A 22,651-nucleotide genomic window follows, 5' to 3' on the forward strand; every position below is an offset into this window, starting at 1 on the left:
ACCGGCGTACTGTGGCGGTTGGCAAAGACCAACCTTTTTCCAACCACCAGGGGAATACAACATGGCTGCCAGCGCTCTTTCGAACCCAATGCCTTCATCGCCCGAGCACAAGCCCTCTGCGGGTGTGGGGGTGGGCGGCAATTGCATCGCCCAGATCGTGCACGACAACTGCCCGGACCTGCTGGCATCGGCGGGCGTGATCATCGAGCACCTGGATGCACAGGCGGGCAACTGGCAGTTTTCCATCGACAACGGCCTGACCTGGCGCAGCGCCCGCACAGACCTCATCAACCGCCCGGGCTGCATGGGCCTGGCGCTGGACCGCGATGCCCGTCTGCGCGTGCTGCCTTTCAGTGGCCACCGGGTGAGTGGCGTGCGCATCGTGTTCCACACCGTACAACGCAGCCATGGCCAGGGCAGCGGCAGCTACCGCGCCTATGCCCCCGATGAGCGCGACGGGGGCTCGCGCAGCGTGACCCTGGTGGTGGGGCTGAATGCGGTCAACGGCATGCCACCCGAGGTGAAGGTGCCCCGCCCACGCAACAAGCGCGCACTGGCCCAGTCGGCCCGCGAGCGCGCAGGCGACGGCCTTGGAGGCTCGCTGGCCCTGGCCTGACAAGGCTTTCCGGCCGCTTCGGGGGTTGGCCTGCCAGGGGCGTGCAGGCCCGGGTACCCTACCGGCGAGGGGTGAAAAACCGTTTGCGGCGACAATGCCGGTCCTTTCGTTTTTTCACACCCAGTTTTCGTTCGGTTTTTTCATGTCCAGTATCCAGGTTCGTCCCGCTACGCTTCGCGATGCCAAAGCCATCGCCCAGATCCACACCGTCTCTGCCCAAGAGGCCTACAAAGGGCTGGTGCCAGACGAGCAATTGAAGTCCATGTCCTCCGTCGACAAGCGCCAGGCCTACTGGCGCGAAGCCATCGAGTATTGCGAGCCCCAGGTGCAGGTGGCCATCGATGGCGAAAAGATCGTCGGCTTTGTCGGCTACGACCGCTCGCGCGATGAGAAGTCCCGCCCCACCACAGGCGAAATCTGGGCCATCTACGCCGCCCCCACCCACTGGAACCAGGGCGTCGGCCTGGCCCTGTGGGATGCCGCGCGCGATGGCCTCCAGGAAGAAGGTTGCACCAACGTGACGGCCTGGGTGCCGCTGCGCAATGAGCGTGCCATCCGTTTCCACGAAATGGCCGGCTTCAAGCAAGAGCTCTCCACCGCCAAGACCAATGTGATCGGTGGCGTCAAGATCGAAGAAGTGCGCCTGAAGCGCCCCATCAACTAAGGCGTCGATGATCGAGTGGAACCACCTGGGCCAGGCCCACAGTGCCCAGTGGCGCTCCGAGAGCAGCGCCCCGGCCCCCCGCCGGGTGGTGACCGCCGACGACACCCTGTCTGCCGATACGGCCTACCGCCTCGCCTGCGAGGGCACGGGCCTGCTCTGGCAGGGTGACTTCCAGAACGCGCGCATGCTGCTGCAGGCGCTGATGCGCCGGGTGGACCGCAAGCCGCGCAAGGCAGCCGCCAAGGCCGCCGAGAAAGCGGCGACCGCCACCCCGGCGCAGGCCTTTCACCTGCACCGCCAGGCACAGGCCCAGCGCGCGCGGGTGCTGTCGTCGCTGCTGATCCCTCTCTCGCCCGACTACGGCATCGACCTGCGCCGGGCACCGGACTGGCGCCAGGCCTGCACCGAGGCCTGGGGCCCGGCCAGTGGCGAAAGCTCGGTGGCCACGCTGCGCGAGCTGCTGGGCCTGGTGGGCGCCTTCGAATGGCGCAAGAAGGGCGTGGAAGTGCCCGCGCTGGGCGAAGGCGCGCACAACCGCATCCACCCCCACTACGGCGTGTTCTCGCCCGTGCGGGGCGAGTATGTGGACCTGGTGGCCAATACCTCGCTGCCTTCCTCTGCGCTGGCTTTCGACATCGGCGTGGGCACGGGCGTTCTGTCGGCCGTGCTGGTGCGCCGCGGCGTGCAGCGCGTGGTGGCCACCGACCAGGATCCGCGTGCCATGGCCTGTGCGCGCGACAACCTCAAGCGCCTGGGCGTGCTCGATCGGGTGGAGTTGCTGCAGGCGGACCTGTTCCCGCCGGGCAGGGCGCCCTTGGTCGTGTGCAACCCGCCCTGGGTGCCGGCACGCCCGAGCTCGCCCATCGAGCATGCCGTGTACGACGAGGGCAGCCGCATGCTGCGCGGTTTTCTGGCGGGCCTGGCGGCCCACCTGGAGCCGGGCGGCGAAGGCTGGCTGATCCTGTCGGACCTGGCCGAGCACCTGGAGCTGCGACCGCGCGAGCAATTGCTGGCCTGGATCGCCGAGGGTGGCCTGCGCATCCTGGGCCGCCATGACGTGCAACCCCGGCACGCCAAGGCGGTCGATGCGGGTGACGCCTTGCACGCCGCCCGTTCCGCCGAAGTGACCTCGCTCTGGCGGCTGGCGGCCATCGGCTGAACCCTGGCCCTGCGTGGCGGGGCCCAAGAACATGTCACGCCTCGGAGGTGCTGCCTTCGGGCTCCCGGGGCAGCAGCTGGTCCATGCGGTCGCGGATGGTCTGCGCGCGCTCGGCCCCGGCCATCTGTGCCACTTCCTCCAGCAGGGCCTCGCCCACGTCGAGCATGCTGGCGCGGTCGCGCGCACCGCGCAATGCCTCGTGGAATTGCTTGGCCAGGGCCGGATCCCGGCGCGCGAACATGCGCTCGCAGATGTCGAACAGGTACATGCGCGTGCCGGCGAGCGAACGCAGGGCATCGCTGCGGTCCTGGGGCTTGGCTGCGGCCACTGGCTCCTGGGGCGCTGCCTTGGCGGCGCTGGGAATGGCGGCCGGAGCGAGCGCGGCAGTGGGCGCGTCCGGCAGGGTGGCTGGGCCGGTGAGGTAGCCCTGGCGCATGAGGTTGTCCACGATCTGCGCGCCGATACCGTTGTACATGGCCTGCAGGTCCGACAGGGATTTGCCGTCGGCCAGCAGCAGCAAGGACCGCTCCCGCAGGCTCAGCGTGCGGACGCCGGGCGAGAGTTCCAGGCGGGCTTTGTCGGTTTTTTGGAGCAGCATGATGGGGGCGCGGGCGGGTACGGAACGGGGTGCCTGCGATTGCAGCACCCTGGCATGACGCTGTGATGACCCGCCTGCCGCACAATGGCGGGTTGCCTGCCGCCCTGCGGGTGGTTTTTCTTGTGACTTTGCTTCTGCGATGACCCTGCTGCTGGCCCCGATGGAGGGGCTTCTCGATTTTGTGCTGCGTGACGTGCTCACCCGCGTGGGCGGCGTGGACCGCTGTGTGTCCGAATTCATCCGCATCACGGGCACGCTGCTGCCGGACAAGGTGTTCCTGCGCTACCTGCCCGAGCTGCGCAATGGCAGCCGCACGCTGGCCGGTGTGCCGGTGCGGGCCCAGTTGCTGGGCTCCGACCCGGTGAGCATGGCCGAGAATGCAGCCCGCCTGGCAGCGCTGGGGCCGGAGGGGATCGACCTGAACTTCGGCTGCCCGGCCAAGGTGGTGAACCGCCACGGCGGCGGGGCGGCCCTGCTGCAGGAGCCCGAGCGCATCGCCACGGTGGTGGCCGCGGTGCGGCGCGCGGTGCCAGCGCACCTGCCCGTATCGGCCAAGATGCGCCTGGGCTTCAACGATGCAGGCCTGATGCGCGAGTGCGCGCAGGCCATGGAGGCGGGTGGCGCCTGTGAGCTGGTGGTGCATGCCCGCACCAAGGCCGATGGCTACCGCCCCCCGGCCTACTGGGAGCAGATACCGGCGATCCGTGCTGCGGTGGCCCTGCCCGTGGTGGCCAATGGCGAGATCTGGACCGTGGCCGACGCATTGCGCTGCCGCGAGGTGTCGGGCTGCGACGCCTTGATGCTCGGGCGGGGCATGGTGGCCGACCCGGGGCTGGCGCGCGCCATCCGTGCCGCGGACAGAGGGCTGCCAGGCGTGGACACCGTGCAATGGGACGATCTGCTGCCGCACATCGCCGCGTTCTGGCAACTGGTCTGCGACGACCTGGAGCCGCGCCAGCGTGCGGGCCGGCTCAAGCAGTGGCTGAACCTGATGCGCCGGCGCTTCCCTGAGGGCGAGGCAGCGTACCAGCATGTGCGCACGATGACGGACCAGCGTGCCATCACGGCCTGGGTGGCCGCCTTGCAGGAGCGTGTGGCCGCCTGACGGCGCGTGTCCTTGCTTGCCCGGCGCCTACAGCAGGTGGTCCGGGGCGAGCGGGCCGAGCAAGCGCAGCAGCAGGCGCAGCGGCCCGCTGGCATCGGGTTCGGTACGGCTGTCCTGCAGGCCGCTGCCCTGCGGCGCATGCCACAGCAGCTCGTTGCCGGGCTGCTGCAGCTCCACGCGCCAGGCCAGCTCGCCCAGGGCCGGCTCCAGCCGCGTGGTGATGCGCCGGGACAACTCGGTGCTGCTGATCAGCAGCGCGATCTCGGTGTTCTGCCTTTGCGAGCGCATGTCGAGGTTCATGGAGCCGATGGCGACCAGGCGGCCGTCCATCACCAGCACCTTGGAATGCAGCATGGCGCGCGAGCTGCCCACCGAACCGGTGGGCGAGGAGGCGCTGCCGCCCGAGGAGCCCCCCGGGCTGCCGAATGCGCTGCCCAGGCCGGAGAGCTCGCTGCGCATCTCGTACAGCTCCACGCCCATGGCCAGCAACTCGGGCCGGTGCCGGGCATAGCCGGCATGGGCAATCGGGGCGTCGTTGGAGGCCAGCGAGTTGGTGAGCACCCGCACACGCACGCCCCGTGCGCGGGCCTGGGCAAAGGCCTGCTTCATGTCCGGTCCGGGCACGAAATAGGGCGAAACGATGAGCAATTCGCGCCGGGCCTGGCCCATCAGGTGCAACAGGCCATCGACCACGGTATCGCCCTCGCCGGCATCCTCCAGGTCCGTGGACGGGAGTGCCGCAGCGCTGCCGCCAGCCACGGGGGCATTGCTCCCTGCGGGAGGGGCGATGCGCGCAGCCTGCCGGGCATTCGATGCGGTGGCCGGTGCCGTGGCGGGCGGCGAGGTGCTGGCCAGGCCTTCTGCAGGGATCTTGGCGGGCTGGTCGACCAGCACCACGGCCGGCGCCCAGACAAAGGCGGTGCTGCCCAGGTCCATGGGCTGGTAGTCCCAGATGCGGTTGCGTGGGGCTCCCGCGCCGGAGGGGTCGTCCTGGACCAGGGCGGGCGCACTGGCGGCTGGCTGCGAGGTGGGCAGGGCCACCTGGCGCTCCCGTTCGGCGGCATCGGCGGCTTCGTACTGGCTGCGCATGGTGTCCAGTTCCTCGCGCGTGACCAGGGACTGCACGGGGTAGGCGCGCTGGTTGTTCCAGTAGTGGTCGAAGCTGCGCGAGAGGTCCTGCACGATGGGGCCGGCGGCCAGCACGTCGAGGTCGACGAAGTTGCCCGAATCGGCGGTGCCGAAGTAAGCGTCGCCCAGGTTGCGCCCGCCGGTGACGCCCATGGCATTGTCGGCAATGAACAGCTTGTTGTGCATGCGCTGCTGGGCCCGGGAGAAATCCGTGGCCGCGCCGAGCATGCGGCCCAGGGTGGAGCCGCGGGCGCCGGTGAGCGGGTTGAACATGCGCATCTCGATGTTGGGCACGAAGGCCAGGCGCATCACCTGCGCATCGCGCCCGGCGCTGTGGAAGTCATCGAGCAGCACCCGCACCCTCACCCCGCGCCCGGCTGCAGAGACCACGCTCTTGAGCAGGCGTTCGGTGCTGGCATCGGCATGGATGGCGTAGTACTGCAGGTCCAGTGTCTTGGTTGCCGCGTCCACCAGCGCCAGGCGGCTGCTGTAAGCCGCCTGGGGCCCGCCCAGCAGCAGGAACCCCGAAAGGTGGCGCCCCCCTGCGGCCTGCCGGCGGGTCTCCACCAATTGCCCCAGGGGCGTGCCGGCGGGGGCGGCGAGGGCGGTGGATTCGGGGCGGACCACGTCCTGGGGCAAGCCCGCACAACCGGTGACCACCGCCACGGCGAGCGTGGCGACCAGGGCCATCCAGCCGCAGCGGGCGGCGGTGGCAAGGTCTTTGAACGTGGCGATGGGGGCGGGCATGGGGAGGAGGCCTTCTGGATACTACCGAAGGTATAGCCCGCACCCCGCGCCCCCGTTGTCGGACGGCGCGCCGAAACGTAACGCCGTGTGAACGGCGCCACGCTTGGCCACCGCTTACCAGCTGACTTCGCGGTCGGGCGTGGCGCTGATCTTGTGGATGGAGAGGTCGGCGCCGTCGAATTCCTCTTCCTGCGAGAGCCTGAGGCCCACAGTGGCCTTGAGGGCACCGTACACCACCAGTCCACCCAGAAGGGCCCAGACCACGCCCAGGGTGGTGCCGATCAGCTGCGCGCCGAAGGCCACCCCGCCGAGGCCGCCCAGGGCCTTGCTGCCGAAGATGCCGGCCGCCAGACCGCCCCAGGTGCCGCACAGGCCGTGCAGGGGCCAGACGCCGAGCACGTCGTCGATCTTCCACTTGTTCTGCGTCAGGGTGAATAGCAGCACGAAGATGGTGCCGGCGATGGCCCCTGTGACCAGCGCGCCCAGCGGGTGCATGAGGTCGGAGCCCGCGCACACGGCCACCAGGCCCGCCAGCGGGCCGTTGTGCACGAAGCCCGGGTCGTTCTTGCCCAGCACCAGGGCGGCGAGCGTGCCGCCCACCATGGCCATCAGCGAGTTGACCGCGACCAGCCCAGAGAGCTTGTCCACGGTCTGCGCGCTCATCACGTTGAAGCCGAACCAGCCCACCACCAGGATCCAGGCACCGAGGGCCAGGAAGGGGATGTTCGATGGCGGGTGGGCAGAGATGGCGCCATCCTTGCGGTAGCGGTTGGCGCGCGAGCCGAGCAGCACCACGGCAGGCAGGGCGATCCATCCGCCCACGGCATGCACCACGACCGAGCCGGCGAAGTCATGGAACTCTTCGCCCGTGAGCGACTTGATCCAGGCCTGCACGCCGAAGTGCTGGTTCCAGGCGATGCCCTCGAAGAACGGGTACACGAAGCCCACGATGATGGCCGTGGCCATGAGCTGGGGCCAGAACTTGGCGCGTTCGGCAATCCCGCCCGAGACGATGGCCGGAATGGCCGCCGCGAAGGTCAGGAGGAAGAAGAACTTGACCAGCGAGTAGCCGCTTTGCTGGACCAGGGTCTCGGCCCCCACGAAGAAATGGGTGCCATAGGCCACGCTGTAACCCACCGCAAAGTACACCACGGTGGACACGGAGAAGTCCACGAGGATCTTGACCAGGGCATTCACCTGGTTCTTCTTGCGGACCGTGCCCAGCTCCAGAAAGGCGAACCCGGCATGCATGGCCAGCACCATGATTGCCCCGAGCAGAATGAACAAGGCGTCCGTGCCCTGTTTGAGTGCTTCCATACCATCTCCACGCGATTGTTTGATCTGTTTTGGTGCATTTCACTGCGTCTTGCAATGAATGCACCAATTTCAAGCAAAAAATGCGCCAGCATGTGGCATGTTTCACCGCGGTGGTGCTGTGCTGTTTTGGTGCGGGTGAGGGAGGGTCAGAAGCGGTCGCGCCCCTGTACCCGGGCCACAATGCGCAGATCGGGTCCGAGCCGGTCCACGGAGACGTACTCGAGCGCGGTGCCATCCGCCAGCGCTTGCAAAGGCGCCGCCTGGGCGATGCCCAGGCCCGGACCGAGCAGCCGGGGCGCTAGGTAGAGCAGCAACTCGTCCACCAGCCCCTCGCGCAAGAAGGAGCCGTTCAGCTTGTGGCCGGCCTCCACATGCAGTTCATTGACGCTGCGCTGGCCCAGGTCCTTGAGCATGGCGCCCAGATCCACCTTGCCCTGGGGGTTGGGAAGGCAGATCACCGTAGCACCTTGGCCCTCCAGGGCCGCTTTTTTCGCCGTATCGTCGCTTGCGGTGTAGATGAGGCAAGTGCGGCCCGGGATGGAGAACAGGCGCGCCTGCAGCGGGGTCTGCAACTGGCTGTCCACGATCACCAGGTGCGGCTGGCGCGGCGTGGCGACATCGCGCACATCGAGGCGCGGGTCGTCATCGAGCACGGTGCCGATGCCCGTGAGCACGGCGCAGGCGCGGGCGCGCCAGGCATGGCCATCGGCCCGGGCTGCGGGTGAGGTGATCCACTGGCTCTGCCCGTTGGCCAGCGCGGTGGTGCCGTCCAGGGAGGCGGCGGTCTTCAGGCGCACCCAGGGCGTGCCGCGCACCATGCGGCTGAAGAAGCCGATGTTCAGGTCGCGCGATTCCGTCGCGCCAGGGCCTGCGACCACCTCCACGCCGGCAGCGCGCAGGCGCGCAAAACCCTGGCCCGAGACCAGGGGGTTGGGGTCGGCCAGGGAGGCCACCACCTTGCCGATGCCGGCACCGATCAGTGCATCGCAGCAGGGCCCTGTGCGGCCCTGGTGCGAGCAGGGCTCCAGCGTGACGTAGGCGGTAGCTCCCTGCACGCCGTTGCCCCGTGCGGCCGCATCGCGCAGCGCCATGACCTCGGCATGCGGGCCGCCGGCCTGCTGGGTGAACCCCTGGCCGAGGACCTGGCCGTCGGGCGTGGTGATCACGCAGCCCACGCGCGGATTGGGGTTGGAAAGACAAAGCGCCTGAGTGGCTAGCTCAAGCGCTTTGGTGGTGTGTTGCTGTTCCGAAGAGCTCGCCATGGTGGCGTGCATGCTAGCGCATGCGGGCCCCCAGCCGCTGGGTCACCTTATTTATCCCAGCAGTCAGGTATGGTGGCCCCGTGAGAGAGGGGCGAGGCTCCGCGCACCCCTGCCTGTGTCAACGTCAGCTCGCCACATCTGTCGTCTGCCTGGCGTGTTCCTGGCTTGCGGGTAGCCGTCAGCGTGAAGGTAGTGCCCGTCAAATTGGACGTGGTGATGGTGTAGCGCTTGTCGGCCCTGACTCTCCAACTCATGCTGTCGGGCAGCGGCGATACCGCAGGAGCGGTGATCGTGGTGGGATACACCCCATTTGCAGTGGCCGCACGCTCCATCCACTGTGCTGCTTGCAGCAGGCCGGCGCGTGCATCGGCTCGGTGCCCACGCCTGATGTATTCGTTGTAGCTGGGCACGGCGACGGCTGTGAGGATGCCTACGGTGGCTACCACAGCCAGCAGCTCGATCAATGTGAAACCCCGGTTGCTCTTGTGGCGCATGGGTGCGTTCTCCTTGGTATCGGATTCCATTATTGCAGTTGGCGCCAGCTGGGACGCATCGGTTGCTCGGGCATGCGGGCCAGATCCGTGCCGGAGGGTTCTTCCTTCTTGGTCACAGGGTTGATCTTGGTTTCGCCCTTGATCGAGATGGTCTTCTTTCCTGTGGTTGCGCTCGATGCACCTGGGGCAATGGTCATTCTGGATACGTTTTTATCGGCCACCTTGTTGTAGATGCCATCCCCATTCTGGTCCATCACCTGCACGCTGGGACGTCTGCCATCCATGATGTTGAGCAAGGTAAGGTAGGCCTTCTCGGGTGTACCCTCGGGCTCACAGGATTCTGCTCCAGTGGAATTGCCTCCATAGGCGGGCGTGGTGGACCACACCATCAGATTATTGCTGCCGTCAAAGAAGGTCATGGGTCTGAGCACGCGTTCGCTGCTGACCTGGAAGTCGAAGTACCAGCCTTGGTTGACAGTGCCCTTCGTCTTGTCGTAATTGACGGCGTTGTCACTCATTTCAAAGAAATCCCAATCCTTATTGACCAGTTGTCCATCAATGGGGGCACTTGTTGATGTAACCATTTCCTGCTTGACGAGGGTGCTGCGCCCAGTCACGGCAACAGGCGTTACGCCGTTGTCGCTGGTTACGGTATTCACTACCAGGTTGCCACTGGTCGTTTGCTTGTATTTGGTGTTGTCATGGATGGAATACACGCTTTGCACATCCGTGCTGATGCGATGGGCGTCCGTGACATTGACCCCCGTGCCAAAGGAGACCATCACCCCGCCCACGCCACGGTCATTGGCCTTGATGATGGGGGGGGCCGATATGGGTTGGCGCTTGCCATCGATATAGGTCGCCACGTACAGCGGCTTGGACGATCCGCCAAATTCAGCGACTTTCCAGCTGGCTGCCGTCTGGCTGGTCAGGTCGAATTTCCAGAGGTTGCCTTTCAGATCGCCTGCATAGGCCACATCCACCTTGCCATCGCTGTTGAAGTCCATCAGCTTGGGGGCTGACAACCCGTTGGCCACCACATTGGTATCTGCCGTGGGGTTGGCGGGGGTGCTGACGACCTGGGAGCCCGTGGCAACAATCTTCTTGAGCTCCTTGGCGCCATCCAGGTACTGGATAAGCAGCACCGGGCGCTCGTTCTTGCTGTTGTAGCCATTGCCCATGACCAAGGCCCAGCGGTTATTGTTCATCAGTGCAATCTGCGTGGTCCGGAACGGATTGGCGTCATCCATGACCGGCGGGGCGAAAATATGGCCAATGTCCTCATCGTCGCTGCCCGCTGTCAGCGTTGCGCTTGGGTGCAAGGTCTTGTCCATGACCACCACGCTGGCCGCTTTGGCCTTGGTGAAATCGGACGGAACGGTTGGGCTCCCGGTTTGCGTCACATTCAGAACGAAATAGCCTTTGCCCCCAGCGCCCAGCGTACCCACCAACATAGTTCGCCAATCCGGCGTATAGCCTGGGACGGTCTTGTCTGCGATATCCACATCCCCGGAAAAAGGCGAGCCGTCCACATAGGAGCGGTGGGAGTAGCTGGGGTCGCTGAGCTTGTACAGCTCGGGGATCACGGCCTTGGGGATGTAGGCAACCCTTTCCTCGCCGTTGGCGGCGGAAAAGCCGTGCAGCATGCCATCATTGCCGCCCACATAGATCATGGCTTCGCGATTTCTCAGCGAGGCGGCAAAGGCCTTGTAGCCCTTGTGCGGATAGTTGCTGGTTGGCGTGGCTACATACCAGACACTGGAGTTGACGATGTCGCCTTGCCGCGATTCGCGCACGCGGAAGGGCGAGGTCGTGGTGGCACCCTCCTTGGTCCGGTCGCCTCGCAGGAACGCCACACGGTCTTGGCCTTTGCCATCGGTATTCAGTGTGGCCTTTTGGGTGGCGCTCAGTTTGGTGACCCCGGTCTCCCATTCAAAAGACACACCCGCGTTGGTCAGGTCATTGGTGGTAAGGATCACGCGGTTGTCAATGGATGCCAGGGCGTCCAGCTTCTGGGCCGTGGTTTGGCGGTCCTTGGGGACGGGCTGGCCTGTGTTGGTACCCCATCCAGGTTCCGGGCTGAACTCGCCCTTGGCGCTGATCTTGTCTGCATACACGTAGCCGGACCATCTTTTGGGATCGTACCCCGCTACAAATCGACTGATGTCGGTGCGGGTGTTCGTGCTCGCGCTGGCACCCATGGTGGCCACGTCCGATGAATTTTCTTGATTGATGGTTTCCAGGATGTTGCGGAATGCTTCTTTCAAGTCGTATTTGCGGCCCGGACCTGTCGGATAGAACTTGCCCCGGCTGTTGATGGCCATGTGCCACAGGTCTGCGGGGTTGTTCGAATTCAAATCGCCGAATGTCGTCGGCGACCACGCCACGGTGCCTTGGACCAACTTCGAAAAATCACCCCCATAGTTGTTGTCATCAACCGACGACCACTTGGGCGCGCTGGGCCAGGAGTATGCATCCTGACCATAGCCAATCGTATACTGCACCACATGCTGCCAGGTGGCGGGGTTGTGCTTGGGATTCCAGTACCTTTGCAGGTCTACGGCACCAAATTTTTCTATAGATGGCACACCATCCAGCGTGCTGGGCTTGAGGTCATTTGAAATGCCGGTTTGCAAGTCCTCCGACCACATTCTCATTGCCCAGTCGGCAAGCAAGTTTCCAAGTGCGCCTCGGTAGACGTTGGTCTGTGCCGAGGTTATGTTGTAAGCCGTGCCATCCGGAAGGGTAAAATTGGTATTGTCAGTGTTGCCGGGGTGCACTGCCGCGCTCTGACCATTCCAGGCGCCATCGGTCATGAAGATCTGGTAGGCGCGGCGGCAGCCCATGTAGGGCAGTTCGGTCGTCCCTGGCTTGGATGCCCAGGGGCTGTTGATGCCTTTCGCCGTCTTCATGTAATCGTACGTCTGCTTCATCATCTTGTGCGACGGCGTGCCATTGCTGGCCGTCAACTTCGAAGCGAACGTGAGAAAGTTCGTGCGGTGGGTATCGTCCAGGATCTTCATCGAGTTGACCGCACCAGCAGTCAGGGTGCCTGCTCCCGGTGAGCCGCCGTTGTTCCACATCGACTGCCAGGCAAGACGGATCTTGCCGTCGGGCAGCAACAACTTGTCATTGAAAACTTCTGCCAGTGCGGCCTTCAGCGCAGTCATCTTGACCGGCGTACCGGTGCCCGCCACGGTCTCGGACATACTGCCCGAATCATCGACGGTCACCACCACATTGGGTGTCGGCGGAATAGCCACCAGACCTGGCGGGAGCTGGGAGAGGTCCAAAGGGGCGGCCACAACCACATAGGGTGCAAACATCGACCCAATCAGCGCACACACGACGCTTTTCTTGAAGATCTTGTGAGTTTTCATGGATTTTCTCCAATCAGTTTTTTAGTTTCTGGCGCACAAAGGTGGACTGAAGAACAACCTGGGTGCTTGGCTTCAGTCCGTGCGCTATCGCGGTGATTCGATAGGCAACATTGGGTGTAAGGTTCAATGACAGATTGGAGTCACCGTTGGTGATCAGGCCGGTGTTTCCGGCATTGCTGTCATAGGGCAGGATTTCGATCCAGTACCAGCCTCCCTGGGTGGCGCTGGTGGTCTTCGTGTTGAGCTTGAGGATCGGGTTGCTCGCATCACCAGTTTTTGCACCAGTGAATTGACCATACCTTGAGCCTACGTCGTAGGTCATCATGGCCGTCAAGGTGGCTTTATCCTTCCAGAAATCCTGATTGACAATGCGTTTGAGGCAAAGACCCTTTTCGCATTTGGTGGTGGATTTGTCCAGTTGGGCCAGAATATCTCCAGTTTCCTTGTCTTCGCTGGGAATCCAGACTGCATTGGTTTTGGCGACGTCGTCAACGCGGCATACTGCAAGATCGCCTGAAACCGGCACGCACGCTGTACCGTCGCTGCGTTCTCCTCGAATATCGAATTCTGCGTCTTGTATCAGCGCCTGTGCTGCTTCAAAGGCACGCTGGTAGTCCGCATCATTTCCGACCACCATTTCATTGAATATTGCCGTGCGCGACCCCCACAGGGCAATGAGTGAGGACAGAAGCACCAGGACAATCACGATAAACAGTGAAATGCCTTGCTGCGAGGATTTGTGAGACCTGCTTTGCATGATGATGTTCTCTCGGATCTTTCTTAGCCTGCCAGGCCCTGGCTGCGCAGTTGGTAGACCGAGCGGAAGGTCATGTGCATGCGGTTCCTTCGGCTGCCGGTCAAGGTCGTCATATCGACGTCCGGGCCATTGCATTGTTTGTAGCTGCTGCCCGCCGGCAGTTCGATCGCTTCTGTGCCATAGAGGGACAGGCACACCTCGATGCCAAACACGCGCGTCCAGTCGGCGCCAACGCCCGCGGCGTTCACGTACTGGACCTTGGGGTCTCCTATCAGTGCATCCGTCTGGACCAGGTAGCGCACCTGGAAATCGGACACGTTCTGAAGGATGGGCTGCCGGGTGCCGTCGGAGCCCGCACACACCAACTCGTTCGTCGCTGTGTCCAGGGCAAACTGGCTTTGCACTAGGGTGGGCTTGGCTGCATCCAGCTGGCCCAGGCAGTTGCGGAACTGGGAGGCCTCTGTGGCGGAGGACGTCAGGGATTCGGTGTAGTTGCGATAGCCCGTCGTCAGCTTGAACTCGCTGGCGGTCGGAGAGTCCTTGCCTGAAAGGGTGTTGACTGCGGGGTCAAAATCCTGGGCTTTCGTTTCAAAAGCAACCGGATCGGCGGCATCGATGGGGACGGTTGCCTGTTTTTGAGAGGCCAGGTTCAACCGCAGGGAGCCGGCCTGCCGCAGCTGCTGGCCAAACACGCGGAATCCATAGGCTGCCTGCTGCTGCAGCTGGCTGGCATCGCTGACCGTTCCGGAGACGCCGCGAGATACCATGAGCGCACCCAGCGCGACCGTGATGGTCAGCAGGCCAATGGTGATGCCAACCATCAGTTCAATGAGGGTCGCGCCGCGCTCTGTGGCAATTGGCGAAGTTGTGCGTGGGGGCGCTGGCCTGCGGTGGCGTGCGCGATCCATGCCGGTGGATTGGTAGGAGGTCATGGGCGAATTCTTTGTGCGAAGCTGTTGGGGTGTGCCAGCGCCAGTTAAGTTTTCGACGTGGGGCAGTAGAACCGGGGGGTGGTATCCAGGGTGTAGGCGGCGCAGCGCGCATTGAGCGGAATGTACTGAAGATGGCAACTGCTGTTTACAGGGCAACTGATCCCGGAACCCCCTATGGCCTTTGATACCAGCTCAGCCTTGTCGGCGGTTGCGGTGTCGCGCTCGTTTTCGCGCCAGCTCACCATGACGCCGAGCTGCCTGCGGCTGCCATCGACCTCGTCCGCCGCGAGGAAGACCGCGACATCCGAGCCGGGCAGGAGGCTTTTCACCGTCTGCTTCCACTGCGCCAGGTCATAGGCGGCAAGTTGGCTGTTGGTGCAGGCGGAGGTCTTGCAGTCCGTGCTTGGGGCGGCGGGTGTAGCTCCGAACCCCGATGTGTAAGTGGCCAGGTTGCCCAGGGCATTGGGATTGACCTTCATGCGCTCGCTCAAGTCCTCGATCAACCGGATGGCCTGCGCCCTGTGCACGCCGGTCTGGGTGTCAACCAAGGTGCGCATCTGCACACCCAAAATGCCCAAAATGCCCAAGGACATGACGACGATGGCGACAATGGACTCAATAAGGCTGATGCCGCGCTGTGTGGATTTTTTTTGACGAGGCGAACCGCGCAATGAACGGGCCGCAGCTGGGGCTCTTTCGCCTGCATTTGTGGCGATGGTCATGGGTCTCAGCATGTTTCGGTTCCTTTCTTGCGAACGATGCGGCCGCCCGATCCTGCGCACAAGCGCGCCGCACTGATGTCGGCATTGGATTTGCCTCCGGGCGTGATGGTGAAGGTCAGATTGGTCGAGGCACCGCCTGATGTCAGGATTCCCCAGCGGTCCAGGGCAAGGGGCCCCACAATGGCGACTCCGGCGGGGTTGGTCAGTCCGACATCCACACGGTTCGGTTGTGTGCTGGCTTGAATCTCCGTGGTGATGGCGTTGGCCGTATGGCTGACGGTCCATCCACAGCCCCATCCCACGGTCGATGTCGCGTTGGCGCAGGTGGTGGGGTTCATGTTGATGGTCACATTGCCGCCGCGCTTGATGGCTTCGGAGCGTGCCAGATACAGGGTGGCCGTCAGGCTTTCGGCGGTGTCGCGTACGCGCCAGCGTTCGATCATCGGCATGAAGCTGGGCCCGGCCAGCGCAGTAAGGAGCCCGATAAGGGCCACGACGACCATGAGTTCAACGGCCGTGAATCCGCCACTGCGGTGCGCAGCTCCGCCGTATGTGCGGATTCTTGACCGGCGGTAAAGGCTTGGTACTTGCATGGTTTTCATATTAGGTGACCGGATGTGACGTGACCATGGTGCGCTGACCAGTGGCATGGAAGGCGGGACGAGCGGCCAAAACGTGTCTGGCAGGGGCGGCACTGCTTGCGTGGCAAGCCAGCAGGCGGGCTTCATGCCCTGCGGTTTCGCATCTCTTGTTGCATTTGAGGTCATTTTGTCGCTTGCCTTTGGCGGGCTCCTGGAGTGGGGGTGCTCTTGGACGCATTCTGGGCATCCCCGTTGTCTTCGGCAAGCCAAAAAGACCCATTGCCCAGGGTGCAGGCTATAATCCGATGGTTTTGCATGGTGCAAGACGCACGCCACCGGCCTTTCCAGCGGGTGGCGCAAGTAAAAACCGGGGTCTTCGGCGTTCTGCTGCAGCCCCCATCCAAGGAAAAAACCAAATGATCGCATCCTCCATCAAGGCCGAAGTCGTCAAGGCCAACGCCCGTGCTGCCAACGATACCGGTAGCCCAGAAGTGCAAGTGGCCCTGCTGACGGCCCGCATCAACGAACTGACCCCCCACTTCAAGACGCATGCCAAGGACCACCACGGTCGCCGCGGCCTGCTGCGCATGGTGAGCCGTCGTCGCAAGCTGCTGGACTACCTCAAGGCCAAGGACGCTGAACGCTACACGGCCCTGATCGCCAAGTTGGGTCTGCGCAAGTAATCCCGATTGCATGCCAAAACGCCTGGGTTAGTCCGCTAGCTCAGGCGTTTTTTACTTCGGAGCCGCAAAACAGAGCGAAGCTGTGTCATTCCAACGGGCCTGCCGCCACCGCGCGCAAGGGCAGGTCCGCTGGAATGGCATCGTGTTCTGAATTGCCCTCCACGCCAGGCTGGCACTGTGCTGCCAGCTACAACAAAAGGAGCTGAACATGAGCATTTTCAACAAAGTCACCAAGACCTTCCAATGGGGTGACAAGACCGTCATCATGGAAACGGGCGAAATCGCCCGCCAGGCCTCCGGTGCCGTACTGGTGAACATCGACGACACCGTGGTGCTGGCCACCGTGGTGGCATCCAAGTCGGCCAAGCCCGGCCAGGACTTCTTCCCCCTGACGGTGGATTACATCGAGAAGACCTACGCCGCAGGCAAGATCCCCGGCAGCTTCTTCAAGCGTGAAGCCAAGCCCAGCGAACACGAAACCCTGACCAGCCGCCTGATCGACCGCCCGATCCGCCCGCTGTTCCCGGAGGGCTTCTTCAACGAAGTGCACGTGGTGATCCACACCGTGTCGCTGAACCCTGAAGTCGACGCCGACATCGCCGCCCTGATCGCCACCAGCGCCGCCCTGGCCATCTCCGGCATCCCGTTCACCGGCCCCATCGGTGCCGCGCGCGTGGGCTACATCAATGGCGAATACGTGCTGAACCCCGGTCAGACTGCGCGCAAGAGCTCGCAGATGGACCTGGTGGTGGCAGGTACCGAAGCCGCCGTGCTGATGGTGGAATCCGAAGCCCAGCAGCTGTCCGAAGAAATCATGCTCGGCGCCGTGGTGTTCGGCCACCAGCAGGGCAATGTGGCCATCAACGCCATCCATGACCTGGTGCGCGACGCCGGCAAGCCCGCATGGACCTGGCAAGCCCCCGCCAAGGACGAAGCCCTGATCGCCAAGGTCGGCGCACTGGCCGACGACAAGCTCGCCGCCGCCTACCAGATCCGCAACAAGCAAAGCCGCACGCAAGCCTGCCGCGAAGCCTACGCTGCCGTGATGGCCGGCCTCAAGGCCGAAGGCGTGGAATTCGACGCCGTCAAGGTCGAAGGCATGCTGTTTGACATCGAGGCGCGCCTGGTGCGCAGCCAGATCCTGGCCGGTGAGCCGCGCATCGACGGCCGCGACACGCGCACCGTGCGCCCCATCGAGATCCGCAACAGCGTGCTGCCCCGTGCCCACGGCTCGGCCCTGTTCACGCGTGGTGAAACCCAGGCGCTGGTCGTGACCACGCTGGGTACCGAGCGCGATGCCCAGCGCATCGATGCCCTGGCCGGCGAGTACGAAGACCGCTTCATGATGCACTACAACATGCCTCCCTTCGCCACCGGCGAAGTGGGCCGCATGGGCTCGACCAAGCGCCGCGAAATCGGCCACGGCCGCCTGGCCAAGCGTGCCCTCGTGGCCGTGCTGCCGACCAAGGAAGAATTCCCCTACACCATGCGCGTGGTGTCGGAAATCACCGAATCCAATGGCTCCTCGTCCATGGCCTCGGTCTGCGGCGGCTGCCTGTCGATGATGGACGCCGGCGTGCCCATGAAGGCGCACGTGGCCGGTATCGCCATGGGCCTGATCAAGGACGCCAACCGCTTTGCCGTGCTGACCGACATCCTGGGTGATGAAGATCATCTGGGCGATATGGACTTCAAGGTTGCTGGTACCACTGCCGGTATCACCGCGCTGCAGATGGACATCAAGATCCAGGGCATCACCAAGGAAATCATGCAGGTCGCCCTGGCCCAGGCCAAGGAAGCGCGCATCCACATCCTGGGCAAGATGCAGGAAGCCATGGGTGAAGCCAAGACCGAGGTGTCCAACTTCGCGCCCAAGCTCTACACGATGAAGATCAATCCCGAGAAGATCCGTGACGTGATCGGCAAGGGTGGTTCCGTGATCCGTGCGCTGACCGAAGAGACCGGCTGCCAGATCAACATCGAGGAAGACGGCACCATCACCATCGCCGCCACCGACAACGCCAAGGCCGACGAAGCCAAGCGCCGCATCGAGCAGATCACGGCCGAAGTGGAAATCGGCAAGGTCTACGAAGGTCCCGTGACCAAGATCCTGGACTTCGGCGCCCTGATCAACCTGCTGCCCGGCAAGGACGGCCTGCTGCACATCAGCCAGATCGCGCACGAGCGCGTCGAGCGCGTCGGCGACTACCTGACCGAAGGCCAGATCGTCAAGGTCAAGGTCATGGAGACCGACGAAAAGGGCCGCGTCAAGCTGTCCATGAAGGCCCTGGCCGACCGCCCTGCGGGTGGTGGTTTCAGCGACCGCCCTGCGCCCGCAGAGCGTGGTGACCGCGAGCCCCGCCGCGACCATGGCCGCGATCGCCAGCCAGTCGACCAGCAACAGCAGCAGCAACAACAGCAGTCGCTGCCGTCGGACGACGCATCGGGCCAGGCGAACGGCTGATTGCCGCCTTGGCTGCCGCCACCGGGCGGGTCGCTTGCAGCGGCCTGCCGCGGGCGGCGGTCAAGACCGGTGATATCCATGCATCAACCACGGACCATCCTATGCAAGCGGTGGAGATTTCCTCGTTCGGCGCGCCCGAAGTGCTGCGCCTGGGCGAGCGCCCTGTGCCCGTACCGGCTGCGGGCGAGTTGCTGATCCGCGTGGGCGCCAGCGGCATCAACCGCCCTGACGTGCTGCAGCGCATGGGCCACTACGCGCCTCCGCCCGGTACCTCCGACCTTCCGGGTCTGGAAGTGGCGGGCGTGGTGCAGGCAGGGGATGCCGATGCCCTGGCCCGCTCGGGCCTGGCGATTGGCGACCGTGTCTGTGCGCTGGTTGCCGGTGGCGGCTATGCCCAGTGGTGTGTGGCGCCCGCCGAGCAGTGCCTGCCGGTGCCTGCTGGGTTCAGCGATGTCGAGGCGGCCTCGCTGCCCGAGACCTTCTTCACGGTGTGGAGCAATGTCTTCGATCGTGGCCGCCTGCAGGCGGGTGAAACCCTGCTGGTGCAGGGTGGTACCAGCGGCATCGGCGTCACGGCCATTCAGTTGGCGCGCGCCTTTGGCGCGACGGTGATCGCCACGGCGGGCAGCGACGAAAAGTGCCAGGCCTGCCTCGATCTGGGTGCGCACCATGCCATCAACTACAAGTCGCAGGACTTCGTGGTGGAGGCCAGGCGCATCACCTACGGCAAGGGTGTCGATGTGGTGCTGGACATGGTGGCTGGCGGTTATGTCGCGCGCGAGGTCGAGTGCCTCGCCGAGGATGGCCGCATTGTCATCATCGCCGTGCAGGGCGGGGTCAAGAGCGAGGTCAATGCCGGCCTGGTGCTGCGCCGCAGGCTCACCATCACCGGCTCCACCCTGCGTCCGCGCTCGGTGGCCTTCAAGGGTGCCATCGCCCGCGCGCTGCGCGAGCAGGTGTGGCCCTTGCTGGCGGCAGGTACGGTGCGTCCGGTCATCCACAGCACCTTCGCCGCGGCCGATGCGGCCAAGGCGCATGCCCTGATGGAATCCAACCAGCATGTTGGCAAGATTGTTTTGACGTGGTGAACATGAAAAAGAAGCTCATCGCAGGCAACTGGAAGATGAACGGCGGCCTGGCTGCCAACGAGGCCTTGCTGCAGTCATTGCTCCAGGGTGTGGCCTCGGCCGCGCCGCAGTGCGATGTTGCCGTGGCCGCTCCGGCGCCTTATCTGGCGCAGGTGCAGGCCCTGGTGGCCGGCTCGGGCATCGCCCTGGCGGCCCAGGATGTGTCGGCGCACGAGCAGGGCGCCTACACCGGCGAGGTGTCGGCCGCCATGCTCAAGGAGTTCGGTGCGCGCTATGTGCTCGTGGGGCATTCCGAGCGCCGCCAGTACCATGGCGAAACCGATGCCGTCGTGGCCATCAAGGCGCAGCGCGCGCTGGCGCTGGGCGTCACGCCCATCGTCTGCGTGGGTGAAACCCTGGCCGAGCGCGATGCTGGCGAAACCGAGGCGGTCGTCAAGCGCCAGCTGGCTGCAGTGATCCACCTCAATGGCCACTGCATCAGCGAGATCGTGGTGGCGTACGAGCCGGTCTGGGCCATCGGCACCGGCCGCACGGCCACGCCCGAGCAGGCCCAGGCCGTGCACGCAGTGCTGCGTGCGCAGCTGGCCGCAGCCAGCGAGCACGCCGACCGCGTGCACCTGCTGTATGGCGGCAGCATGAATGCCGCGAATGCGGCCGAACTGCTGGCGCAAACCGACATCGATGGTGGTCTTGTGGGCGGTGCCTCGCTCAAGGCCGGCGATTTCTTGCAGATCATGGGTGCGGCCTCTGCGGGCCGCGCCTGAAGCTATTCAAATCAGGAGTAAACAGAGAATGAATGTGATCGTGAACGTGGTTCTGGCGGTGCAGATGCTCACCGCCCTGGGAATGATCGGGTTGATCCTGATCCAGCACGGCAAGGGTGCCGACATGGGTGCTGCCTTTGGCAGCGGCAGCTCGGGCAGCCTGTTTGGCGCCAGCGGCAGTGCCAACTTCCTGTCGCGCACCACGGCGGTGCTGGCGGCAGTGTTCTTTGCCGCCACGCTGGCTCTGGCATACTTCGGCAATGCGCGCCCCGCCAGCTCTGGCAGCGTGCTCGAAGCGCCGGCAGCGACTTCGCCCGCGCCAGCGTCTGCGGCATCGGGTGCAGCCCCTGCGGTGATTCCTGTGCCCGTGGTGCCGGCGTCCGGCGCGGCACAGATCCCGACCAAATAATCTGCACTAATTTGGGCCCTGAACTGCAGAGCAGGGTTTTTACGGAGTAGAATCCTGGATTGTCTGGAAAGCCAAAACCGCAAGGTTCCTCATGCCATCCAGGCACATACATCCAGCCGTCGTGGTGAAATTGGTAGACACGCTATCTTGAGGGGGTAGTGGCGAAAGCTGTGCGAGTTCGAGTCTCGCCGACGGCACCAAAACAAAGGCCTCCCCGCATGACCCAGCAAGGGTCATGTCGGGCCAGGCCACAGCGGTGAGCACATCCTCCAGATGAACCTCGATCAGTACCTCCCCGTCCTCTTGTTCATCCTGGTCGGCATCGCCGTTGGCGTGGTGCCCCTTGTCATCGGATATGTCCTCGGTCCCAACCGCCCGGACGACGCCAAGAATTCTCCCTACGAGTGTGGCTTTGAAGCCTTCGAGGATGCGCGCATGAAGTTCGACGTGCGCTACTACCTCGTCGCCATTCTCTTCATCCTGTTCGACCTCGAAATCGCGTTTCTCTTCCCGTGGGCGGTCACGCTCCACGAGGTGGGTGCCGCCGGTTTCGTTGCCGTGGTGATCTTCCTGACGATCCTCGTCGTGGGCTTTGCCTACGAGTGGAAAAAGGGCGCCCTCGATTGGGAATGACAGCGGGCTTCAACAAGGACTGATGCAATGATTGAAGGCGTGATGAAGGAAGGCTTCATCACCACGAGCTATGACTCCGTGGTGAATTGGGCCAAAACCGGCTCGCTGTGGCCCATGACGTTCGGTCTGGCCTGCTGCGCTGTCGAAATGATGCATGCGGCGGCTGCGCGCTACGACATCGGCCGCTTCGGTGCCGAAGTGTTCCGTGCCAGCCCCCGCCAGTCCGATCTGATGATCGTGGCCGGAACGCTGTGCAACAAGATGGCACCTGCGCTGCGCAAGGTGTACGACCAGATGTCGGAGCCCCGCTGGGTGCTGTCGATGGGCTCGTGCGCCAATGGCGGCGGTTACTACCACTACAGCTACTCTGTGGTGCGCGGATGCGACCGCATCGTGCCCGTGGATGTCTACGTGCCGGGCTGCCCGCCCACGGCCGAAGCGCTGATCTACGGCATCATCCAGCTGCAGCAGAAGATCCGCCGCACCAACACCATTGCGCGTGTCTGAGGGTTGACGATGACATCTGTTGCCATTCGCCCTGAAAAAATCAAGGACACCGTCGCTGCCGTGCTGGGCGACAAGGTCCGCAAGATCCATGTGGCCCTCGAAGAGGTCACCGTCGAGGTCTCCCCCGCCGACTACCTGGCTGCCATGCAGCAGCTGCGCGATGCACCCGGCTGCCAGTTCGAGCAGCTGATCGACCTGTGCGGTGTGGACTACTCGGCCTACGCCGATGAGGTCAATGAAGGCGCGCGCTACTGCGTGGTGTCGCACCTGCTGTCCGTCAGCCTGAACCAACGCCTGCGCGTCAAGGTGTTCTGCGCTGACGACGATTTCCCGGTCGTGGCCTCGGTGGCCGACCTGTGGAATTCGGCCAACTGGTACGAGCGCGAAGCGTTCGACCTGTTCGGTATCGTGTTTGATGGCCACAACGACCTGCGCCGCATCCTGACCGACTATGGCTTCATCGGCCACCCCTTCCGCAAGGACTTCCCGCTGTCCGGCCATGTCGAGATGCGCTACGACGCCGAGCAGCGCCGGGTGGTCTACGAGCCGGTGTCGATCGAGCCGCGCGAGATCACGCCGCGCATCATCCGCGAAGACAAGTACGGAGGCCTGCACTAAGGCGCCCTGCGCCCCACGTGACC

General features: G+C 64.3%; 22 protein-coding genes and 1 tRNA gene. 13 read left to right on the top strand and 10 right to left on the bottom strand.

Annotated elements, in window-relative coordinates:
* Positions 1 to 88: 88 nt before the first annotated feature.
* From AC07PF_RS16300 to AC07PF_RS16310, 3 genes are all read left to right on the top strand, one after another.
* Positions 89 to 616: a hypothetical protein gene (locus AC07PF_RS16300; RefSeq protein ID WP_108016329.1), complete on the top strand. Its 528-nt coding sequence runs from the start codon at positions 89 to 91 to the stop codon at positions 614 to 616.
* Between the two features lie 142 nt (positions 617 to 758).
* Positions 759 to 1,280, top strand: a complete 522-nt coding sequence (locus AC07PF_RS16305) for a GNAT family N-acetyltransferase (RefSeq protein WP_035202087.1) — start codon at positions 759 to 761, stop codon at positions 1,278 to 1,280.
* A gap of 7 nt (positions 1,281 to 1,287) precedes the next feature.
* Positions 1,288 to 2,439 (top strand): N5-glutamine methyltransferase family protein, encoded by a 1,152-nt coding sequence (locus AC07PF_RS16310; RefSeq protein ID WP_145696902.1) that lies wholly within the window; start codon positions 1,288 to 1,290, stop codon positions 2,437 to 2,439.
* A gap of 34 nt (positions 2,440 to 2,473) precedes the next feature.
* Here AC07PF_RS16310 and AC07PF_RS16315 read toward each other — a convergent pair whose 3' ends face one another.
* Positions 2,474 to 3,037 carry a hypothetical protein gene (locus AC07PF_RS16315; protein WP_494612569.1) on the bottom strand — a complete coding sequence of 188 codons (564 nt, stop codon included), beginning with the start codon at positions 3,035 to 3,037 and terminating at the stop codon, positions 2,474 to 2,476.
* A gap of 139 nt (positions 3,038 to 3,176) precedes the next feature.
* Here AC07PF_RS16315 and AC07PF_RS16320 point away from each other — a divergent pair, with 139 nt between their 5' ends.
* A complete protein-coding gene (locus tag AC07PF_RS16320) occupies positions 3,177 to 4,142 on the top strand; it encodes a tRNA dihydrouridine synthase (RefSeq protein ID WP_494612570.1) in 966 nt (321 codons plus the stop codon).
* Between the two features lie 27 nt (positions 4,143 to 4,169).
* Here the strand turns inward: AC07PF_RS16320 and AC07PF_RS16325 are convergent, their stop codons facing one another.
* The 9 genes from AC07PF_RS16325 to AC07PF_RS16365 form a co-directional block, all read right to left on the bottom strand.
* Complete coding sequence (locus tag AC07PF_RS16325; RefSeq protein ID WP_494612571.1) at positions 4,170 to 6,017, bottom strand: phospholipase D family protein; 1,848 nt, start codon at positions 6,015 to 6,017, stop codon at positions 4,170 to 4,172.
* A gap of 114 nt (positions 6,018 to 6,131) precedes the next feature.
* Complete coding sequence (locus AC07PF_RS16330; RefSeq protein WP_145696906.1) at positions 6,132 to 7,334, bottom strand: ammonium transporter; 1,203 nt, start codon at positions 7,332 to 7,334, stop codon at positions 6,132 to 6,134.
* A gap of 146 nt (positions 7,335 to 7,480) precedes the next feature.
* Positions 7,481 to 8,608 carry a bifunctional diaminohydroxyphosphoribosylaminopyrimidine deaminase/5-amino-6-(5-phosphoribosylamino)uracil reductase RibD gene (gene ribD, locus AC07PF_RS16335; protein WP_494612572.1) on the bottom strand — a complete coding sequence of 376 codons (1,128 nt, stop codon included), beginning with the start codon at positions 8,606 to 8,608 and terminating at the stop codon, positions 7,481 to 7,483.
* Positions 8,609 to 8,643: 35 nt separating this feature from the next.
* On the bottom strand, positions 8,644 to 9,090 hold the full coding sequence (locus AC07PF_RS16340; RefSeq protein ID WP_494612573.1) for a type IV pilin protein: 447 nt from the start codon (positions 9,088 to 9,090) through the stop codon (positions 8,644 to 8,646).
* Positions 9,091 to 9,119: 29 nt separating this feature from the next.
* Positions 9,120 to 12,470 (bottom strand): pilus assembly protein, encoded by a 3,351-nt coding sequence (locus AC07PF_RS16345; protein ID WP_494612574.1) that lies wholly within the window; start codon positions 12,468 to 12,470, stop codon positions 9,120 to 9,122.
* Between the two features lie 13 nt (positions 12,471 to 12,483).
* Positions 12,484 to 13,227: a pilus assembly PilX family protein gene (locus AC07PF_RS16350; RefSeq protein ID WP_494612575.1), complete on the bottom strand. Its 744-nt coding sequence runs from the start codon at positions 13,225 to 13,227 to the stop codon at positions 12,484 to 12,486.
* Between the two features lie 23 nt (positions 13,228 to 13,250).
* The gene (locus tag AC07PF_RS16355) at positions 13,251 to 14,159 is read right to left on the bottom strand and encodes a PilW family protein (RefSeq protein ID WP_494612576.1); all 909 of its coding nucleotides are present in this window, start codon (positions 14,157 to 14,159) and stop codon (positions 13,251 to 13,253) included.
* Between the two features lie 44 nt (positions 14,160 to 14,203).
* A complete protein-coding gene (gene pilV / locus AC07PF_RS16360; RefSeq protein ID WP_494612577.1) occupies positions 14,204 to 14,881 on the bottom strand; it encodes a type IV pilus modification protein PilV in 678 nt (225 codons plus the stop codon).
* Between the two features lie 5 nt (positions 14,882 to 14,886).
* Positions 14,887 to 15,474 (bottom strand): GspH/FimT family pseudopilin, encoded by a 588-nt coding sequence (locus AC07PF_RS16365; protein ID WP_494612697.1) that lies wholly within the window; start codon positions 15,472 to 15,474, stop codon positions 14,887 to 14,889.
* Between the two features lie 404 nt (positions 15,475 to 15,878).
* On the opposite strand from AC07PF_RS16365, the gene rpsO reads away from it, so the two are divergent.
* The 9 genes from rpsO (at position 15,879) to AC07PF_RS16410 (ending at position 22,628) form a co-directional block, all read left to right on the top strand.
* Positions 15,879 to 16,145, top strand: a complete 267-nt coding sequence (rpsO, locus tag AC07PF_RS16370; protein ID WP_007849123.1) for a 30S ribosomal protein S15 — start codon at positions 15,879 to 15,881, stop codon at positions 16,143 to 16,145.
* Positions 16,146 to 16,353: 208 nt separating this feature from the next.
* Positions 16,354 to 18,609, top strand: coding sequence for a polyribonucleotide nucleotidyltransferase (pnp, locus tag AC07PF_RS16375; RefSeq protein WP_007849124.1), 2,256 nt, complete (start codon positions 16,354 to 16,356; stop codon positions 18,607 to 18,609).
* Between the two features lie 101 nt (positions 18,610 to 18,710).
* Positions 18,711 to 19,697, top strand: coding sequence for an NAD(P)H-quinone oxidoreductase (locus AC07PF_RS16380; protein WP_494612578.1), 987 nt, complete (start codon positions 18,711 to 18,713; stop codon positions 19,695 to 19,697).
* A gap of 2 nt (positions 19,698 to 19,699) precedes the next feature.
* Complete coding sequence (gene tpiA / locus AC07PF_RS16385; RefSeq protein ID WP_494612579.1) at positions 19,700 to 20,461, top strand: triose-phosphate isomerase; 762 nt, start codon at positions 19,700 to 19,702, stop codon at positions 20,459 to 20,461.
* A 28-nt stretch (positions 20,462 to 20,489) separates the two neighbouring features.
* Entirely contained in the window at positions 20,490 to 20,870 is a 381-nt protein-coding gene (gene secG, locus AC07PF_RS16390) for a preprotein translocase subunit SecG (RefSeq protein ID WP_007849127.1), read from the top strand.
* 115 nt (positions 20,871 to 20,985) lie between these two features.
* Positions 20,986 to 21,070: transfer RNA gene (locus tag AC07PF_RS16395), tRNA-Leu, on the top strand.
* Between the two features lie 73 nt (positions 21,071 to 21,143).
* Entirely contained in the window at positions 21,144 to 21,503 is a 360-nt protein-coding gene (locus tag AC07PF_RS16400) for an NADH-quinone oxidoreductase subunit A (RefSeq protein ID WP_007849128.1), read from the top strand.
* 27 nt (positions 21,504 to 21,530) lie between these two features.
* Positions 21,531 to 22,010 carry a NuoB/complex I 20 kDa subunit family protein gene (locus tag AC07PF_RS16405; protein WP_007849129.1) on the top strand — a complete coding sequence of 160 codons (480 nt, stop codon included), beginning with the start codon at positions 21,531 to 21,533 and terminating at the stop codon, positions 22,008 to 22,010.
* 9 nt (positions 22,011 to 22,019) lie between these two features.
* Entirely contained in the window at positions 22,020 to 22,628 is a 609-nt protein-coding gene (locus AC07PF_RS16410; RefSeq protein WP_145696914.1) for an NADH-quinone oxidoreductase subunit C, read from the top strand.
* Positions 22,629 to 22,651 lie beyond the last annotated feature (23 nt).

Source organism: Acidovorax sp. GW821-FHT10A04 (assembly GCF_059415825.1).

Bases quoted from the DNA above. Each gene is read 5' to 3' on its own strand.
- AC07PF_RS16400 (WP_007849128.1), top strand. From the start codon at position 21,144: ATGAACCTCGATCAGTACCTCCCCGTCCTCTTGTTCATCCTGGTCGGC.
- AC07PF_RS16350 (WP_494612575.1), bottom strand. From the start codon at position 13,227: ATGCAAAGCAGGTCTCACAAATCCTCGCAGCAAGGCATTTCACTGTTT.
- AC07PF_RS16310 (WP_145696902.1), top strand. From the start codon at position 1,288: ATGATCGAGTGGAACCACCTGGGCCAGGCCCACAGTGCCCAGTGGCGC.
- AC07PF_RS16365 (WP_494612697.1), bottom strand. From the start codon at position 15,474: ATGCAAGTACCAAGCCTTTACCGCCGGTCAAGAATCCGCACATACGGC.
- tpiA (WP_494612579.1), top strand. From the start codon at position 19,700: ATGAAAAAGAAGCTCATCGCAGGCAACTGGAAGATGAACGGCGGCCTG.
- ribD (WP_494612572.1), bottom strand. From the start codon at position 8,608: ATGCACGCCACCATGGCGAGCTCTTCGGAACAGCAACACACCACCAAA.
- AC07PF_RS16300 (WP_108016329.1), top strand. From the start codon at position 89: ATGCCTTCATCGCCCGAGCACAAGCCCTCTGCGGGTGTGGGGGTGGGC.
- AC07PF_RS16315 (WP_494612569.1), bottom strand. From the start codon at position 3,037: ATGCTGCTCCAAAAAACCGACAAAGCCCGCCTGGAACTCTCGCCCGGC.
- AC07PF_RS16305 (WP_035202087.1), top strand. From the start codon at position 759: ATGTCCAGTATCCAGGTTCGTCCCGCTACGCTTCGCGATGCCAAAGCC.
- AC07PF_RS16325 (WP_494612571.1), bottom strand. From the start codon at position 6,017: ATGCCCGCCCCCATCGCCACGTTCAAAGACCTTGCCACCGCCGCCCGC.
- AC07PF_RS16345 (WP_494612574.1), bottom strand. From the start codon at position 12,470: ATGAAAACTCACAAGATCTTCAAGAAAAGCGTCGTGTGTGCGCTGATT.
- AC07PF_RS16405 (WP_007849129.1), top strand. From the start codon at position 21,531: ATGATTGAAGGCGTGATGAAGGAAGGCTTCATCACCACGAGCTATGAC.
- AC07PF_RS16355 (WP_494612576.1), bottom strand. From the start codon at position 14,159: ATGACCTCCTACCAATCCACCGGCATGGATCGCGCACGCCACCGCAGG.
- AC07PF_RS16340 (WP_494612573.1), bottom strand. From the start codon at position 9,090: ATGCGCCACAAGAGCAACCGGGGTTTCACATTGATCGAGCTGCTGGCT.
- pnp (WP_007849124.1), top strand. From the start codon at position 16,354: ATGAGCATTTTCAACAAAGTCACCAAGACCTTCCAATGGGGTGACAAG.
- AC07PF_RS16330 (WP_145696906.1), bottom strand. From the start codon at position 7,334: ATGGAAGCACTCAAACAGGGCACGGACGCCTTGTTCATTCTGCTCGGG.
- pilV (WP_494612577.1), bottom strand. From the start codon at position 14,881: ATGACCATCGCCACAAATGCAGGCGAAAGAGCCCCAGCTGCGGCCCGT.
- AC07PF_RS16320 (WP_494612570.1), top strand. From the start codon at position 3,177: ATGACCCTGCTGCTGGCCCCGATGGAGGGGCTTCTCGATTTTGTGCTG.
- AC07PF_RS16380 (WP_494612578.1), top strand. From the start codon at position 18,711: ATGCAAGCGGTGGAGATTTCCTCGTTCGGCGCGCCCGAAGTGCTGCGC.
- secG (WP_007849127.1), top strand. From the start codon at position 20,490: ATGAATGTGATCGTGAACGTGGTTCTGGCGGTGCAGATGCTCACCGCC.
- rpsO (WP_007849123.1), top strand. From the start codon at position 15,879: ATGATCGCATCCTCCATCAAGGCCGAAGTCGTCAAGGCCAACGCCCGT.
- AC07PF_RS16410 (WP_145696914.1), top strand. From the start codon at position 22,020: ATGACATCTGTTGCCATTCGCCCTGAAAAAATCAAGGACACCGTCGCT.